This window comes from Leptolyngbya sp. PCC 6406 (assembly GCF_000332095.2).
In the GTDB taxonomy this organism is placed as follows: Bacteria; Cyanobacteriota; Cyanobacteriia; order Phormidesmidales; family Phormidesmidaceae; genus PCC-6406.
The window spans coordinates 4,210,190-4,227,173 of sequence record NZ_KI913949.1; the positions used below are offsets into that span (position 1 = coordinate 4,210,190).

12 protein-coding genes are annotated in these 16,984 nt (G+C 55.2%); 8 read left to right on the forward strand and 4 right to left on the reverse strand.

Annotated features, from left to right (window positions below):
- Positions 1-98: 98 nt before the first annotated feature.
- The 4 genes from LEP6406_RS0218610 (at position 99) to LEP6406_RS0218625 (ending at position 10,053) form a co-directional block, all read left to right on the forward strand.
- Positions 99-4,364, forward strand: a complete 4,266-nt coding sequence (locus LEP6406_RS0218610) for a DEAD/DEAH box helicase (protein ID WP_008316895.1) — start codon at positions 99-101, stop codon at positions 4,362-4,364.
- Between the two features lie 557 nt (positions 4,365-4,921).
- Positions 4,922-5,608: a DUF4079 domain-containing protein gene (locus tag LEP6406_RS0218615; protein WP_008311827.1), complete on the forward strand. Its 687-nt coding sequence runs from the start codon at positions 4,922-4,924 to the stop codon at positions 5,606-5,608.
- A 282-nt stretch (positions 5,609-5,890) separates the two neighbouring features.
- Entirely contained in the window at positions 5,891-8,980 is a 3,090-nt protein-coding gene (locus LEP6406_RS0218620; RefSeq protein WP_008311824.1) for a UPF0182 family protein, read from the forward strand.
- Positions 8,981-9,003: 23 nt separating this feature from the next.
- Positions 9,004-10,053 (forward strand): S66 peptidase family protein, encoded by a 1,050-nt coding sequence (locus LEP6406_RS0218625; protein ID WP_008311822.1) that lies wholly within the window; start codon positions 9,004-9,006, stop codon positions 10,051-10,053.
- A 78-nt stretch (positions 10,054-10,131) separates the two neighbouring features.
- Here the strand turns inward: LEP6406_RS0218625 and LEP6406_RS0218630 are convergent, their stop codons facing one another.
- On the reverse strand, positions 10,132-10,848 hold the full coding sequence (locus LEP6406_RS0218630) for a biliverdin-producing heme oxygenase (RefSeq protein ID WP_008311820.1): 717 nt from the start codon (positions 10,846-10,848) through the stop codon (positions 10,132-10,134).
- Positions 10,849-11,529: 681 nt separating this feature from the next.
- On the opposite strand from LEP6406_RS0218630, the gene LEP6406_RS0218640 reads away from it, so the two are divergent.
- The 4 genes from LEP6406_RS0218640 to LEP6406_RS0218655 all read left to right on the forward strand — a co-directional run bounded on the left by LEP6406_RS0218640 (position 11,530) and on the right by LEP6406_RS0218655 (position 14,804).
- Complete coding sequence (locus LEP6406_RS0218640) at positions 11,530-11,889, forward strand: hypothetical protein (protein ID WP_008311817.1); 360 nt, start codon at positions 11,530-11,532, stop codon at positions 11,887-11,889.
- Between the two features lie 137 nt (positions 11,890-12,026).
- On the forward strand, positions 12,027-13,316 hold the full coding sequence (locus LEP6406_RS0218645; RefSeq protein WP_008311816.1) for a glucose-1-phosphate adenylyltransferase: 1,290 nt from the start codon (positions 12,027-12,029) through the stop codon (positions 13,314-13,316).
- A 3-nt stretch (positions 13,317-13,319) separates the two neighbouring features.
- The gene (gene pgsA / locus LEP6406_RS0218650) at positions 13,320-13,859 is read left to right on the forward strand and encodes a CDP-diacylglycerol--glycerol-3-phosphate 3-phosphatidyltransferase (protein WP_008311814.1); all 540 of its coding nucleotides are present in this window, start codon (positions 13,320-13,322) and stop codon (positions 13,857-13,859) included.
- A 9-nt stretch (positions 13,860-13,868) separates the two neighbouring features.
- Complete coding sequence (locus tag LEP6406_RS0218655; protein ID WP_008311812.1) at positions 13,869-14,804, forward strand: NAD-dependent epimerase/dehydratase family protein; 936 nt, start codon at positions 13,869-13,871, stop codon at positions 14,802-14,804.
- A gap of 136 nt (positions 14,805-14,940) precedes the next feature.
- Here LEP6406_RS0218655 and LEP6406_RS28810 read toward each other — a convergent pair whose 3' ends face one another.
- The 3 genes from LEP6406_RS28810 to LEP6406_RS0218665 are packed head-to-tail and all read right to left on the reverse strand — an operon-like array spanning position 14,941 to position 16,867.
- Complete coding sequence (locus LEP6406_RS28810; protein WP_008311810.1) at positions 14,941-15,297, reverse strand: hypothetical protein; 357 nt, start codon at positions 15,295-15,297, stop codon at positions 14,941-14,943.
- On the reverse strand, positions 15,294-15,437 hold the full coding sequence (locus tag LEP6406_RS33905; RefSeq protein ID WP_202807540.1) for a hypothetical protein: 144 nt from the start codon (positions 15,435-15,437) through the stop codon (positions 15,294-15,296). Before LEP6406_RS33905 ends, LEP6406_RS28810 begins: the two co-directional genes overlap by 4 nt.
- A 5-nt stretch (positions 15,438-15,442) precedes the next feature.
- A complete protein-coding gene (locus LEP6406_RS0218665) occupies positions 15,443-16,867 on the reverse strand; it encodes an AAA family ATPase (protein WP_008311808.1) in 1,425 nt (474 codons plus the stop codon).
- Positions 16,868-16,984 lie beyond the last annotated feature (117 nt).

Here is a 16,984-nt window from a genome sequence, read left to right on the forward strand (position 1 = left end):
ATAGATAGGAACTGGTGTGGGCACCCAGGCCCGTACAACCCTCTGTCTCAAGGCTGACCTACCTCCTTTCTTGACCATCTCTGATCCTCCTCCAAGCTATGACTGCTGCCAGTACCGGTATCTCCCAACAGCAAAAACAGGCAATTCGGGTTTACCGAAATTTACCCCGGCAGGCCCAAGGGGTGTTGCAGATATTGTCGGTGCTCTATGAGCCTGCCCCAGCCAAGGGATTTGTCCTCGAGTTTGTCACCAGCCCGATTCTGGATGACGATGAAGGCAACCCCATCATCTTGGCTAAACTGCGATCGCTAGTTGACCAACTCATTGGCAAAAAGCTGATCAAAAAAATTGGCAGGCACCATATTCAATGTAGTCCTTTAATCGCCGAGATCGCCACTCGTGACACGGTGCAATTAGAGATCTTTAATCATCTATTGAAGGCAACCGATCACTTCATTAATCTTCCCAAGAAGAATTTTGATCACTACTTTTTTCGCAGTCGTGATCAAGCAATGCGGATAGCCCGAATTTTTCTGTATGATAATCAAGCTCAAAATTTAAAAAATATTATTCAGGCAACCGCATCGGCTTCCTCTGGGGTCTATGGGGTCACTTTCCCCGAGCTTTGGGCTCAAGTCATTAGCAACCCCTTTGATAGCGCTTGGTTTCAAGCCCTACCAACCTCCATCATCGTTGAAAGCATTCGCTTGGTGATTCGCCTCAACCTCATGGCAATCCAGCCTATTGATGACATTATCCAAGAGGCCAATACCCTCTGGGAAAAAGACTCCCCTGTTTTTTGCAACCAGGGTGCTGGAGTGCTCTATGCTGAAGGGTTAATTTGGCAAGGAAACTGGAACAAGGCATCGCAAATACTAGCCAAAGTTGTGCCCGCTCTAAGTAAAGAGGAGTCTGCTTTTGGTCTAGCAGTTCAGGGGATGCTGGCCTTACTTCAAGGTAATCTTTCCCAAGCTTTGGAGCAGTATGCTGCTGGCTATAAAATCGCCAAAAAAACCACGGCTAGTAAGCAGGCTTGGTTATCCAGTCCTGCGGCTATTTTGTATTTGGTGGCTTTGCTGAAGGCAAACACCAGCCAGGATTTGGCTTTGGCTGCCACCTTAATGGAGACGGTCAATAAGCTCCCTTTAAATCCCTTCAGCACCAGCTATATCTACCTATCTCACATGGTGCAACGGCAGCAGGGATTAATTTCCCCCACAGCGTCCCTAGACGTAAACCCGATTTTGATTCCGAGTTCTAGGGGTGGGTCGCCCTATCTGCCCAGTATGAATCGGCTTATAGCCGGACTCTGCCAGTATTGGACCTTGCCCAAAAAGAAACGAGCGAGCCTGACTACAAAACTCCAAGAGTTGGTGGCCGAGAGTCGAGCCGCAGGACTGCACTGGATGGCTGCCGAAGCAGAGGCTCTATTGCACCGGTGTAATAGAGCCCCCCAGAACTTTGACTCCCAGGGGTGGTGGCAAGAGCATGGCGGTACCCCCTTGGTGGATGCGATCGCAGAATATGAACCCTGGGAGCTATCTCTCCAAGCCCTAGCCAATCTCAAGGACATTGCCCGCACCAACACCAGCAGCGCCATTGCCGAATATCGCCTCGTGTGGCTAGTCACCTACCGTAACTCCCAATCTTGGAGCATTGAACCCAAAGAACAGAAATTGTCGGTCAAGGGCAACTGGAGTAAAGGTCGGAGCATTGCCCTCAAGCGCCTCGCCGAGCGAGACGATTCCCTCAGCTACCTGACCCCCCAAGACCACCAAGTTTGTAGCCACATCTACAACGAGACCGAATATTCCTATGGCCGCCGGGGCTATCGCAGTTACTACTACGAACTTTCAGCCTCAGCCATCACCGCCCTTGTGGGGCACCCCCTCGTATTTTGGAATGACGACACCCTGACCCGTATTGAGATAGTCAGTGGCGAGCCAGAATTGCTGGTGCAAGAGCAACCAGGCGATCGCCTGCGTTTACAACTCTCCCCACCCCTAAGCACCGACAACGAGGTCATGGTAATCCAAGAAACCCCCACCCGCCTCAAGGTGATAGAACTCAGCGATCGCCACCACCACATTGCCAGCATCCTCGGGCCAGACAACTGCCTAGAAGTTCCCATGAATGCCAAGGAACGGGTTCTTACCGCCATCAGCGCCGTGTCTGGCATTGTCACCGTCCACTCCGACATTGGTGGTGAAGCCGCCGATGCCGAAACCGTTCCTGCCCATGCCCAAACCCACCTCCATCTGTTTCCCGCTGGCGCTGGCCTCAAGGTGGCAACCCTAGTGCGCCCCTTTGGCGACTCGGGGCCATACTACCCACCGGGCAGTGGTGGCGCAACGGTCTTAGCAGAAATCAACGGCACCCGGCAACAAACCCAGCGAGACTTGACCGCAGAAAAAGAGTACATGGCAGCAGTGGTCAATGCCCTACCCTCACTCCAGCGCTACCCTGAGAGCCATGGCGAATGGGTCATCGATGATTTAGAAGACTGCCTGGAACTGTTGGCTAGCCTGCAAGCCCTGGGAGATCAGGTGATTATTGCTTGGCCCGAAGGGGAAACCCTACGTCTACGCCACTCCGCCGACACCAAGCAGTTCAGCCTCCGCATCGAGCGGCAACGGGATTGGTTTGCCGCCAGTGGCAGCCTGCAACTGAGTGAAGACCAAATCATGGACATGCAGCAATTAATGCGGCTGCTGTCGGAAACCCCCAGTCGCTTTATTCCCCTCGGGGATGGTCAGTTCCTAGAGCTGACGGAAACCTTCCGCAAACGGCTAGATGAACTGCGGGCTTTTTCTGAACACCACGGAGATGGCGTCCGCTTCCATCCCTTGGTGGCTCCAGCCTTAGAAGATCTGATGGACGATGTGGGAGACCTCAAGGCCGACAAAGCCTGGAAAGCCCACCTGAAGCGGATGAAATCCATGGCCACCCTACAACCAGAGGTGCCCTCCACCCTGCAAGCAGAACTGCGGGATTACCAAATTGAAGGGTTCAACTGGTTAGCCCGCTTGGCCCACTGGGGGGTCGGGGCTTGCTTAGCCGACGATATGGGCCTAGGCAAAACCCTACAAGCCCTAGCCTTGATTTTGACCCGCGCCCCCCAAGGCCCCACTCTAGTGGTAGCCCCCACCTCCGTCGCCACTAACTGGCTCAGCGAAGCCACCAAGTTTGCCCCCACCCTCAACTGCCTTACCCTGGGCAGCAGCGATCGCGCCGCCCAAGTAGATCAGCTCCAGCCCTTTGACCTGTTGGTGTGTAGCTATGGCCTCCTACAACAGGAGGATGTCGCCGACCTACTGGCAGAGGTGGACTGGCAAACCATCGTTCTGGATGAAGCCCAGGCCATCAAAAACAGTGCCACCAAACGCTCCCAAGGGGCAATGAAGCTCCAGGGGGGCTTCAAATTGCTCACCACCGGCACCCCGATTGAAAATCACCTAGGGGAACTGTGGAATCTGTTTCGGTTCATCAACCCCGGCCTCCTGGGTTCCGCCGACCGCTTTAATGAGCAGTTCGCCACCCCTATCGAACGACACCAAGACAAAGTCGCCCGCCAAAAGCTGAAAAAGCTGATTCAGCCCTTTATCCTGCGGCGCAACAAGAGCCAGGTGCTGGCAGAACTACCCTCCCGCACAGAAGTGACCCTACAAGTAGAACTCAGCAGCGAAGAAAAAGCCCTCTACGAAGCCCTACGGCGGGAAGCCCTGACCAAGCTGACGGAGAGTAATCTAGAGGCTGGGGCCAAGCATCTCCAAGTGCTGGCAGAAATCATGCGCCTGCGGCGGGCTTGCTGTAATCCTCGGTTGGTCATGGCGGATGTGGCCATGCCTAGCGCCAAGCTAGAGGTGTTGGGGGAGGTTCTAACCGATCTCCTAGACAATCGCCACAAGGCGTTGATCTTTAGCCAGTTTGTGGATCACCTCAGCCTGATTCGGGAGTATTTGGATCGGCAAAATATCACCTACCAATATCTGGATGGCAGCACCCCGGTCAAACACCGGAAAGAACGGGTGGATGCGTTTCAGGCGGGGCAGGGGGATGTGTTTTTGATCAGCCTCAAGGCGGGGGGCACAGGGTTAAACCTGACGGCGGCGGATTATGTCATCCACATGGATCCCTGGTGGAACCCAGCGGTGGAAGACCAAGCCTCCGATCGCGCTCACCGCATCGGCCAGCAGCGCCCCGTCACCATCTACCGACTGGTGGCCCAGGGCACCATTGAGGAGCAAATCGTCTCTCTGCACCAACAAAAGCGCGATCTGGCCGATAGTCTCCTAGAGGGCACTGACGTAAGCGGCAAGATCTCCACCGATGACCTGATGAAGTTGATTCAAACGACCTTCTAACGGTCACTCAGAATCCCGGTTTCGTAACCATTCACACCTCCTCCTAATTTTTAAGGAGGGACCAAGGGCTGTCATTCCGAGCGCAGGGAGGGATCCTGGTCTGGCTCACGGAGATCTGAGTTCGACTTATGCTTCGCTGCCCATCCGCCAGGGAATAAATTGCCCTGGCTCATAGCAGAAGTCCGTTAAAACGGACTCGCCCCCCTATCCCCAGCCCAGCTCCCAGTCCATTTTTAATGGACTTAAGCCTGTTAGCCGGGAATTTTGAATTCCCGGCGGGGTGACAGCGCTGATACCGCATTGACGTTTTTTAGCCCCCTACTCCTTGTCGAACTCAGGGCACGGAGGGAAGTTTCTTAGAAGTCGCTTCGCGACAAGCATGACATTGGATACGTCTCAAACAGCCCCTTAGACCGCTGGAGGGAAATTCATGCTAATTCTCAGGGATATTTCAGACGATCGTGGCAGCAAGCCCCTAAATTAAGACAGTGAAAAGTTAAGGGGTAGGGGATTGTGGAAACCACCCGCTTGAATATCCACTATGGACCTAAGGCACCATGGACACTATTGATGTACTGAGACTGGTTCACCCCGCGATCGCGGTGGTGTGGGTATTTCCCTTAGTAGGCATTACCACCTACTACGCATGGCAAACGCGGCAACGACGGCTGGCAGTCGCTGCCAAGGAAAAGTCTAAAATTCCCCCTGTGGCGGGTCAAGAGCACGTCAAAATTGGCCGCTGGTTGGCCACTTCGGTAATCGGGGTAGCCCTGTTGGGGTTGGCCCATCCCATTGTCAAACACCTAGTGCGGAACGACGTTTGGGGGACGGCTCCCTTTCAGGTCGTGTTCATCGGGCTGATGTTTAGCCTCACCATTGCGGCGCTGGTGTTGCTGTATCGGGCGCGGGCACCCCATTGGCGAGCTATTTTTGCCACGCTGACCAGCATGGGGGTGATCATTCTGGGCTGTCAGGACGGCGTGTTTCGCCGGGGAAATGAGTGGTTCGTGTCCCACTACTACTATGGTGTTGTGGCGGCGCTGCTGATGGTGGTGTCGGTGGCGATTTTGCCGGAGATCTATCGATCCCTGACCTGGCGACGGATCCATATCGGGCTGAATATCCTGGCACTGTTGATCTTTGTCGGTCAGGGCATGACTGGCACGCGGGATCTTCTAGAAATTCCCCTATCTTGGCAGGAACCCTTCATCTACCAGTGTGATTTTGCCAATAAGACTTGCTAGCCGAATTGGGTCAACTAGGGCATGTGGCCAATTTACGAGGAAACCCTTGCGGGGTAGGCATGACCACGCCCGCCTTACTGAATCAAGCTAGGGGCTGTAACCGCCCCATAACAAGGAATCTGGCTTTGATTGTCAACAGCCCCTAGGGCGTGTGGACAATTAAGAGGAAACCCTTGCGGGGTAGGCATGAACACGCCCGCCCTACTGAATCAAGCTAGGGGCTGTAACCGCCCCGGAACAAGGAATCTGGCTTTGATTGTCTACAGCCCCTAGAATGCAGTCATGCTGGAGAAGCAACTGCGACATTGGGGCGGCTGGCCCTGGGTAATTGGACTGTTGGCCCTGGGCCTTGGGCTCCCGGTGGGGGCTTACTTTGGGGCGGAATGGCTCTGGTTTCTGGATGTGGGCCATTCTGATGCCTTTCGTCTCCGCATGGGCTCCCAGATCATTCTGGCCCTGCTGGGATCGGGGCTGAGTCTGGTACTGCTGGGGGGAAATCTAGCCCTGGCCTATCGTCTACCTCCGGTGATCGCGTCAGACCTGTCGGCCTCCCCATCATCGCGATCGCACTTTTCCACCCCCTCTGGCTCCGCCCCGCGTCCCTTGAAACGAGTCGGCTTGGGATTGGGATCCTTACTCGGGCTGGCCTTAACTCTGTCCCTGTTGATCAGCTTGCAACTGCTGTACCTAGGGCAGGTCTTTGTCAGCTACTGGTCTTTAACTGCCTCGGTCTACAACCCGACTCCCCCCCTGCCCCTGTGGGCCAAACCCGCCGCCATTCAAGCCCTAGCCCAGCAACTCCTGGCCCAGCCGTGGCAACTATTCGCTCTGGCTGTAGGTGCGATCGCACTATTATTGCTCCCCCGCTTCAGCCTGATCGTGGCAGCCCTCTTCACCAGTGCTGGCCTCGGGGGCATCATGGCAGAGCAATGGACCAAAGTACTGCCCGCCCTCAACCCGGTATCCTTCCAGCGACTCGATCCCCTATTTGGTCGAGACATTGGCTTCTATGTCTTCCAGCTACCCTGCCTAGAGGTACTCCAGTTTTGGGGCATTAGCCTCATCTTTTTCGCCCTGGTCAGCGTCACTCTGGTGTACTTGCTGTCCGGCAATAGCCTCAGCCAAGGCCGCTTCCTCGGATTTACCCCCACCCAACAACGCCACCTTTACGGCTTGGGCGGTCTATTACTCCTGGGCACCAGTTTTAACCATTGGCTAGGCCGTTATCAAACCCTCTATTCCCAACGCGGCGTGGTGTACGGAGCCAGCTACACCGATGTCCATGTCAGCCTGCCCGTCTATGCCCTGCTCAGTCTCATGGCACTGCTGCTAGGGCTGGGGTTGCTGTGGCGCACGTTGTTTTGGGCCGTGAACCCCCGTAGTCTGCTGGACTGGCTCCAGGCCATCGGTAGCCGCCGCTATGCACAACCGCCGCCCCTCCCCTATCGCCCCCTCTCCGCCCGCCCCCTCATCTGGGGCATTGCCCTCTATGGTCTCCTGGCCCTAGTTGGAACGCTCGTGGTGCCGCCCCTTGTCCAGGGGCTTGGGGTCCAGCCCAACGAACTCCAGCGAGAAACCCCCTACCTAGAACGGGCCATCGCCCAAACCCGAGAAGCCTTTGAACTCAACACCATTGATGTCCAACCCTTTGTTCCAGAGGGGGAATTAACGGTGGACGACTTGCAGCGCAATCGCCTCACCATCGATAACATTCGCCTATGGGACACTCGCCCTCTGTTGGAAAGTAATCGCCAACTCCAGCAAATCCGCCTCTACTACGAGTTTGCCGATGCGGATGTGGATCGCTACAGTCTGCTGGAGGAAGACGGAACGGTGACCCGGCGGCAGGTTCTCATTGCAGCGCGGGAACTGAACTATGAGCGGGTACCGGTGGAGGCCCAAACCTGGGTGAATGAGCACCTGGTCTACACCCACGGCTACGGCTTCACCATGAGCCCGGTCAATATTGCCGATGACGACGGCCTGCCGACCTATTTCATTAAAGACATTGCCCACACCCCCACCGGCCCAGAGGCTGACGCGGTGCGCCGCAGCATTCCCCTCGGTAGCCCTCGCCTCTACTTTGGAGAATTGACCAAAAATCACATCATGATCCAGACCCGAGTGCGGGAACTGGACTACCCCAGTGGCAGCGAAAACGTCTACACCACCTACACGGGGCGCAGCGGCATTGCCCTCAATACCCTCTGGCGACGGCTGCTGTTTGCATGGCATCTCCAGGACTGGCGCATGGTGGTCACCGATGACTTTACCCCCCAAACCCGGCTCTTATTTCGTCGTCCCATTATGGACCGAGTGCGCGCGATCGCACCTTTTCTCCGCTTTGACCAAAACCCCTATCTGGTGGTCACAGACATCCAGGAAGATACCGCCACCTGGAATCGAGATCGCCCCATCAACCAGGCCAATGCCGACACCGACGCCGACAGCGACCCCAACCATCTGTACTGGATGCTGGACGCCTACACCACTAGCGATCGCTATCCCTATTCCGACTCCCTAGGCAACGACTTTAACTACATTCGCAACTCCGTCAAGGTCGTCATCGACGCCTACCACGGCACAGTCCGGTTCTACATTGCTGACCCCGACGATCCGGTGATTCAAACCTGGAGCCGTCTGCTACCGGGAATGTTTTATCCCCTCAACACCATGCCCCCCGCCCTGAGGGAGCACATCCGCTATCCCCAAGATCTCTACGAGGTGCAGTCGCACCAACTCATGACCTACCACATGACCGATCCCCAAGTGTTTTACAACCGGGAAGATCAGTGGCGGGAACCCAATGAGATCTACGCCAGTGAAGCCCGCCGGGTCGAGCCCTACTACCTGATCATGAAATTGCCCGAGGAGGAAGAAGAAGAGTTCATTCTGCTACGTCCCTTCACCCCAGCCCAGCGGAATAACCTAGTGGCTTGGCTAGCCGCCCGCTCCGACGGCGATCGCTACGGCAGCATGTTGCTCTACCGCTTTCCCAAGGAAGAGTTGGTCTTTGGCCCAGAGCAAATCGAGGCCCGCATCAACCAGGATCCAGAAATTTCCCAGCGCATCTCCCTCTGGGACACCCAGGGGTCTCGCTCTATCCAAGGGAATCTGCTGGTAATCCCCATCGAGCGATCGCTACTCTATGTAGAGCCCATCTACCTAGAAGCGGAGCAAACCAGTTTGCCTAGTTTGGCCCGAGTCGTGCTGGTTTACCGCAACCGCATCGCCATGGCCCAAAATCTACAAGGAGCCTTAGACGCAATTTTCCTCCGCGATCGCCCAGTCGCTCCCCCAGTCCTGCGGGAACTCGGGGTCGGTGACCCCGAGGGACTCCCTGGCCTTTCCCCCGATATCCCTGCGGAATAATCTCCTACCATGACGCTGTCACCATGACCTTCCCCAGCCGCCGCCAACTCTTGCAGAGTCTTGGAGCCCTGTCGGCCCTAACCGCCCTCTCTCTCCCCAGCCGTGCCACCGCCGCCACCACTATCATCAAGCCACCACGGCTAAAACCGGGGGATGGGATTGGTATTTTCAGTCCAGCAGGGGCCACCTATCGGCCCGAAGATCTAGATATTGTCATGGATGCCGTGCGGGGGCTGGGTTTGATGCCCTATCCATCCCCCCATGTGTTGGAGCGCTACGGCTATCTCGCAGGGCAGGACGAAACCCGCGCCGACGATGTGAATGCTCTCTTTGCAGATGAACGCATTGCCGCCCTGTTGCCGTTGCGGGGAGACTGGGGCAGTGCTCGGATTCTGCCCTACCTGGACTACGACCTAATTCGCAATCATCCCAAAATTGTCACCGGATTCAGCGACCTCACAGCGCTGCTATTGGGCATTACAGCCCAGACGGGACTCGTCACCTTCCATGGTCCCAATGGCTTCACGGCTTGGCGGCCTAACCAGACCGATCCCTTTCGCCAGATTCTCTTTGAAGGGCAGCGATTTAGTTTTGCGAATCCCGTCGCAGCAGAGGATGCCGACCGCCTGATGCAGACCCGCTTTCGTATCAACACCATCACACCGGGACGGGCGCGGGGGCGGTTCTACGGCGGCAATCTATCAGTGATTTCAGGCATTGTGGGCTCCCCCTACCTCCCGGACCTGACGGGAGCCATTCTATTTTTGGAGGATATCGGCGAGGCGGTCTATCGGGTGGATCGCATGTTGACCCAGATGAAGTTGGCGGGGGCATTAGAGGGGCTAGCTGGATTCATCTTTGGCCAATGTGTCAACTGTGGTCCTTCTGGGGGCTACGGAGGACTCACCCTGGAGGAGGTACTGGCGGATCACATTCGCCCTCTAGGAATTCCGGCCTGGTCCAATGCCGCCCTCGGTCATTTGGAGCCCATCTTGACCCTTCCTCTGGGTACGGAGGTGGAAATCGACGCCACCACGGGGCAGATTACGGGCCTAGAGGCTGCGGTGATCTAACAAAAGGCTACTCAGATTCTCATCCGAGTAGCCTTCTGACTTTCTGCTGGGCTCAACTGGATAAAGTTGAGCTCAGGATTAATCCGCTGTCGCTAGTTCCGTACTACCGCGACGGCGACGGCTGGTCAAGCTGTTGAAGAGCATTTGCCCAATCGCCTTGATCAGGTTGCCCTCTAGCTCCTGGAACAACTTCATATTGAGGCCAAAGGCATCGTTGGCTTCAGTGACGATGGCATCAGCTTGGGCTTCATCCAGGTCAATTTCATCTAAAGACTGACGATAGGTCGCCTTGAACGCCTTTTCATCAGAGATGGTGTCAAATTCATAGAAGGCCGTACCTTCACCCTCTAGCAAGTTCATGGCTCGCTGGGCAATGCCCTTGAGGATCTGACCACCGGATAAATCTCCAAGGTAGCGGGTGTAGGAATGGCCAACGAGCAGTTCTGGCTGGGTGTTGGCAATCTCATGGATGCGATCCACGTATTGTTTTCCCGCCACCGAGGGAGTCACTTGGTCTCGCCAACCGGAACCGTAGTAGTAAGCCAAGTCCTGCTCTAGTGTGTGCTTGCGGTGAAGCTCAGGGAAGTAAACCTTCGACACCACGGGATGATCCTTGTGGCGCTCTAGCTCTTCTTCCATCGCAGAGTAAACGAAGTAGAAATTAGCTACCAGCTTCCGGTAGGAGTTTTTCTCGACAACCCCCCGCAGAAAGCACCGCACAAACCCGACGTTCTCCGCCATGGTATGGGCTTTTTTCGTCCCTTCCCGAAGTTTTGTTGCTAAATTGCTGCTCATACTAAAAAAAATCCATTTCAAAAGCTGCCGACAAGCGATTGCCAACGTTCAACTAAGGACTTGATGCCACTTTTGTCAGAGTAGACCCTTTTGATGAGGGTTTCTATTACATTTTTTTACGCGCAGAACAGCGTTATCGAGCGTTGCTCGCCTTGCCCTGTCTACGTTACAGTCCTGTGTTCCTAGTACTGCGTCTTGCTGCATTTAGATGTTGAATTTAATGGGTAGGTGGGAGCTGTCCGAGAAATGCCTTAGGTCTCCTCCTGCATTGGGCGCAAAGCCCCACGCCCCTACAAATGGTGACATCCTGCACTAGGCTCGGAAACCGCACCCCTGCGGCGGGTATCCTGCATTGGGCACGGAAACCATGCCCCTACCCCAATACCCTCACACCCCACTACCGGTCACCCGTCAACAAGGGCAACCACAAGGGATTGCTCCTACGGATCTAGATCAATATCGGTCACCCGCAAACTGGGTAGGGCGGGTTTTGAGGTTCCCATTCTGGATTTCCCAAGGATTGCCCAACGGAATTTACTTCAATCCTGGATTACCCGGCACTGGGCAGGGCGGGTTTTGAGCCTCCCATTTGGGATTTCCCAGTAGACACGAGCTAAACCCGCCCCTACGGGATTTACCCCATCACCCCAATACCCCATCACCCCATCACCCCCCCACCCCATGCCCTCCCCTAAGTCCGATCCCGAGTCCACCCTGGAAACCCTAAAGCTTGTCATTTACTTGGTGCCGATCTTCGGGTTCTTCCCGTCGCTGTGGAGCCTGTACTTTCGCCAAGGGAGCCGTCGCGAGCGGCAGGTTAGCCGTACTGCTGTGGTGTTAGCCCTGGCTTGGCTGAGTACCTATGTCTTAACGGGGGCGGGGGCGACACTGTCAGATGTGGCTGCCACCCGCCTATTGATTACGGGGCTGTTGACCACTACTGGATATTTTGTCGCCAGCCTGTGGTTGATGGTGCGGTTGCTCCAGGGAAATACGCCCCGATTGCCGGGGATCAGCCGCTTAGGGGATCGCCTCCGCTGACGTTCCGATGATTGGGGCCGTAGTGTGGAACACATCTTTTTCATGAATTCCTGATCCCCCCTTGCCAAGGGGAACCCACAGTCCCACACTGAAGATGGACAATCGAGGGAATTTACAGGCAGTTTGAGAGGTTCCTGGTGAAACGAGTTTTAGCCATTATTTTGGGGGGAGGCGCAGGCACACGTCTGTACCCGTTGACCAAGTTTCGGGCCAAGCCTGCGGTCTCCTTAGCAGGAAAGTATCGCCTCATTGATATTCCTGTTAGCAATTGCATCAACTCAGAAATTTATAAGATTTACGTTCTAACCCAATTCAATTCTGCTTCCCTTAATCGGCACATTTCCCGTGCCTACATGTTTTCCCAGTTCAGTGAAGGGTTTGCTGAAGTCTTGGCGGCCCAGCAGACTCCTGAGAGTCCTAGCTGGTTTCAGGGGACCGCCGATGCGGTGCGTAAGTATCTATGGATTTTTGAGTCATGGGATGTCGATGAGTTCCTGATCTTGTCAGGGGATCATCTCTATCGCATGGATTACAGTCTGTTTGTAGAGCGCCACCGCAGCACTAACGCCGACATTACCCTCTCGGTGGTGCCGATGGAGGAGAAAACCGCCTCTAGTTTTGGTCTGATGAAGATCGACAACGGCGGTCGGGTGGTGGACTTTTACGAAAAGCCGAAGGGGGATGCCCTGAAGCAAATGCAGGTAGATACCACCACTCTAGGATTGACCCCAGAGCAGGCGCAGGCTAAGCCCTACATTGCTTCTATGGGGATCTATGTGTTCAAAAAGCAGGTTTTGATTGACCTGCTGCGGCGACACCTAGATCAGACGGATTTTGGCAAGGAGATTATTCCGGCCTCTGCGAAGGACTACAACGTCCAAGCCTATTTATTTGATGGCTATTGGGAGGACATTGGGACGATTGAAGCGTTCTATAACGCGAATTTGGCCCTGACTCTCCAGCCCCAGCCCTCCTTCAGTTTCTACCATGAGGACGCGCCGATCTATACGAGATCGCGCTATCTGCCCCCGAGCAAGCTAATGGATTGTCACGTGACCCAGTCCATTATTGGGGAAGGGTGCATTCTCAAAAACTGTCGAGTGAGCCATTCTGTGGTGGGACTGCGACAACGCATCCATGAAGATTGTGTGATTGAGCATTCCTTGCTGATGGGAGCCGACTACTACGAGCCCCTGTCGGAAAGCAGCCGTCATCTGACCCGAGGCAAGATCCCCATTGGCATCGGGGAAGGCAGCATCGTCCGCAAGGCCATTATTGACAAGAATGCTCGCATTGGCCGCAATGTGCAGATTGTGAATAAGGAGAATGTGGAAGAGGCAGAGCGGGAGGATCTAGGTTTCTACATTCGCAGCGGCATCGTCGTGGTGCTGAAGAATGCGTTGATTCCAGATGGCATGGTGATTTAGACCGTGAACCTGCCGACTTGGGTGACTCTGTCGCGCTTGCTGGGGGTGCCCATTGTTTTGGTATTGCTGGCAATGCCGACCCCTGGCCGCTGTTGGGCGGCGGCGGGGGTGTTTTTGCTGGCCGCTGCCACGGATTGGGTGGATGGATACCTGGCTCGACGATTGGATCAGGTGACGGAGCTGGGCAAGTTTCTAGATCCGTTAGTGGATAAGTTGCTGGTGCTGGCTCCTTTGTTAGCCCTGGTGGAATTGGGTCGGGTTCCGGGCTGGGGGGTGTTTCTCCTATTGGCGCGGGAACTGACCATTGCCGGTTGGCGGGTGAATCCCACGTTTCAGGCCCAGCAGGTGCCGGGGGCTAACCTGTGGGGCAAGGCGAAAACTGTGGTCCAAATTGTGGCGGTGACGCTGTTGATTTTGCCGTTGGCGGCGGCGGGGCAGGAGATCGCGATCGCAACTTTTTGGGTCGCCGTAGCCCTGACCTGGATCTCAGGAATCCTGTACCTACAGCCTTGGCGATCATCTCCGGGAAAAACCACCATTTGAGGGAAAAACATGCGAATTTTGGTGATGGGTGGCACGCGGTTTATTGGGGTCTACCTAACTCGGTTGTTGGTAGAGCAGGGCCATGAAGTTGTTTTGCTCAACCGGGGGAACAAACCCGCCCCCGTATCTGGAGTGGCACAGATCCACTGCGATCGCAAAGACACCACCGCCCTAAAAACAGCCCTTGTCGGTCAAAACTTTGATGCCATTTTCGATAACAATGGCCGCGAACAAAGCGATACCCAACCGCTAGTGGAGCTGTTTGGCGACCAAGTTCAGCACCTTATCTACGTCAGTTCGGCAGGGGTTTACCTCAAGTCCGACCAGATGCCCCATGTAGAGGGGGATGCGGTGGACCCCAACAGCCGCCACAAGGGCAAATTCGAGACAGAAGCCTACTTGGCGGCGCAGGGCGTACCCTTTACCGCCATTCGTCCGGTGTATATCTACGGCCCCCAGAACTACAACGATCTAGAAGCCTGGTTCTTTGATCGGTTAGTGCGAGATCGCCCCATTCCCATCCCTGGTGACGGGATGGCGCTGACCCAGTTGGGGCATGTCCAGGATTTAGCCGCTGCCATGGCGGCAGTGTTGAGTAATCCTAGGGCAGTGGGGCAGACTTACAATATTTCCGGCGATCGCGCCGTTACCTTTGACGGACTGGCTCGGGCCTGTGCGATCGCAGCAGGAAAAGATCCCCAGGCTCTGGACCTAGTTCACTACGACCCTAAGCAGTTTGACTTTGGCAAACGCAAAGCCTTTCCCATGCGGGTGCAGCACTTTTTCACCGCCATCGACCGAGCTAAGGCTGACTTGGGCTGGCAGCCCCAATTTAACCTCGTCAATGGTCTCAAGGATGCCTTCGAGAAGGATTATCTCGTCTCCGGTCGCCACCAGCAAACCATAGATTTCGACCTAGATGACCAAATTCTGGCGGCTCGTTAAGGTCATTGCTCGGAAGTGCCCATCACCGTTCCTCCATTTGCCGACAACACCCCGAAATCGGTTCTGGTCTTAACTTGGAAGGTTACAAAGAACCAAGCCCGTTTTAAGACATAACTTTCCAAATTGTCGCCATGGATCACTTGAGGATCTGAGGACAGAGTTGTTTTACCTTAACCCCGGCAGCGGCTAGGGCTGGCCCAAACTGTTTCCAGTCGGAATCAACGGCGTTGAAGATGGCGGGGCGATCGGGGTGGCTGAGGGCGGTGGCGACAAATTTGTGATCGGAGAGATCGAATCCCTGTAGATCGGGGCTGGAGGGGAATTCTTTGAAGCTGCCGTTTGGGGTGGGGGTAATGCTGACTTGGTGGCAGTGGTTTGGGTTACCTCGGTGGGTCAGTATCCACTTGAGGAAGGCATCACCCACACCGGGCTGGCCACTGGGGGAGACTTTGTTTTGATATTCCTTGAGGATGTGGAAGCGATCGTCAATCACCAAGATGGCCTGGGTTTTGGTGTGTTGGAGTTGTTGGACACAGGCAAGGCGGCAGGCGGGGTGACCTGGGGGCAGTCGCGGCCATTGGCGGCAATCAGGACGTTGGTGTCGATGACGACGGGGGGTGCATCTCGGGTCATGGGGCTTATTCGTTGGCCATCTGTCGCTGCATGGCAGCTTCGGTCATGGCGACGAGATCGCCCATTTCATCCCCGAAAAAGTCGGTGGGCCAGTTGTTGATGTTGCCGAATTCGTCTAGGACAAGGGGAAGCAGGTGGGAGCACCCGGTATCATCCATGTCGCAGAAGTAGAGAGCGGTTTGATCGTGGGAAATCTGGGCTTCGGCAATGCGGCGCTGGAGCCGACGCAGCAGGTGCTCGCTGTGGCTTTCGATAATGATTTGTAGATTTCTCTCGCGGGCTACTGTAACGAAGAGGTCAGCTAGTCCCGCTTGGACAAATGGATGGAGGTGAATTTCGGGTTGTTCCAGAATCACGGTGGAGCCTTCGGGGGCATAGTAGCAAAGCACCAGTACGGGCAAGATTTGGGACACGCCAAACCCAACGTCTGTAATTAGCACCGCCTTGGCGGAGTTAGGCCGACTACAAAGGCGGACCTCATAATCGCGACGGGGAGGGGCAATGGGCAGCACTTTGAAATCGTCTACCAGTCCAAGTCTTTTGAGCCAGTTTGCGACTTTGACTTCGACTTCAGGGTCTTGTTTCTTGGCGGCTAGGAGAGCGGCAACGGCTAATTCACCGCGCCTTCCTACATCTTGGGGTTTTTCGCCCGACCAGGTATAGCTGCGTTTGGGGAAGTCACGCAGGGGGCCAAGGTAATAGATTTTTCCGAAGACCTGCTCTAAAGCTAGAGATAGGGTTTGCAGAAACTCTCCAGATTTAAATTGCAGTCTAGCTTCGCCAGGGAAGCCATAAAACTTGGTCGGGCTGGCCAATCTCAACTCGTGTGGATGAATGGCAATTTGAGTGGGAACCCCCGAATGGAGGAGACGATAGGGGTTGACCGGAGTGTCTGGCATAAATGACATGCCGACTTGGTTCCAATGCTCCATCGCTTGGTAGTGGTAGGAGAACTGCCGAGACTTGATTTCGTCGGCTTCAAAGGCGATCTCCGCTTCAAATCTGAAGCCCGTAATCGGGTCGCCCATCATCGGCATAGGGTACGAGTGTTCAAATGAAGCAGAAACAGGAATTATCTTGACTCTGCCATCAGGCCCCATAAGGACAGCACGAGTCGGCAGCGTTGGATTTGGATCAGTCTTGGACAGGTGCCAACCGATCTCGAACTCAAGAGTTGTGGGCTGATAGGTAATCTGCTGGTGCAGGATGTCGTAGGAGGTGCCTAGGTCAACGTAGGTCCGATCGCTGCCCAAATTCAAAACTTGTTGCTGATCGTTTGACTCCACCGTTTGCTTCAGCATCAGCAAAAATTGCAGGATGCTGCTTTTGCCAGAGCTATTGGTGCCAAAGAAGCCGGTGATGGGGGCCAGACGAATTTCACCAGTGTCGCGCCAGGATTTGAAATTTTGGAAGCGTAGGGTGTCTAGCATGGGTGGCAATGCTTAGGCAGCAAAGGGACACAGGGCTTGATAGTCACTGATAGTCACTATGTTAGAGAGCATTACAGTAAGCTTCCCTGCACTTCGGAGGGGCTGTATTCGCTGGCG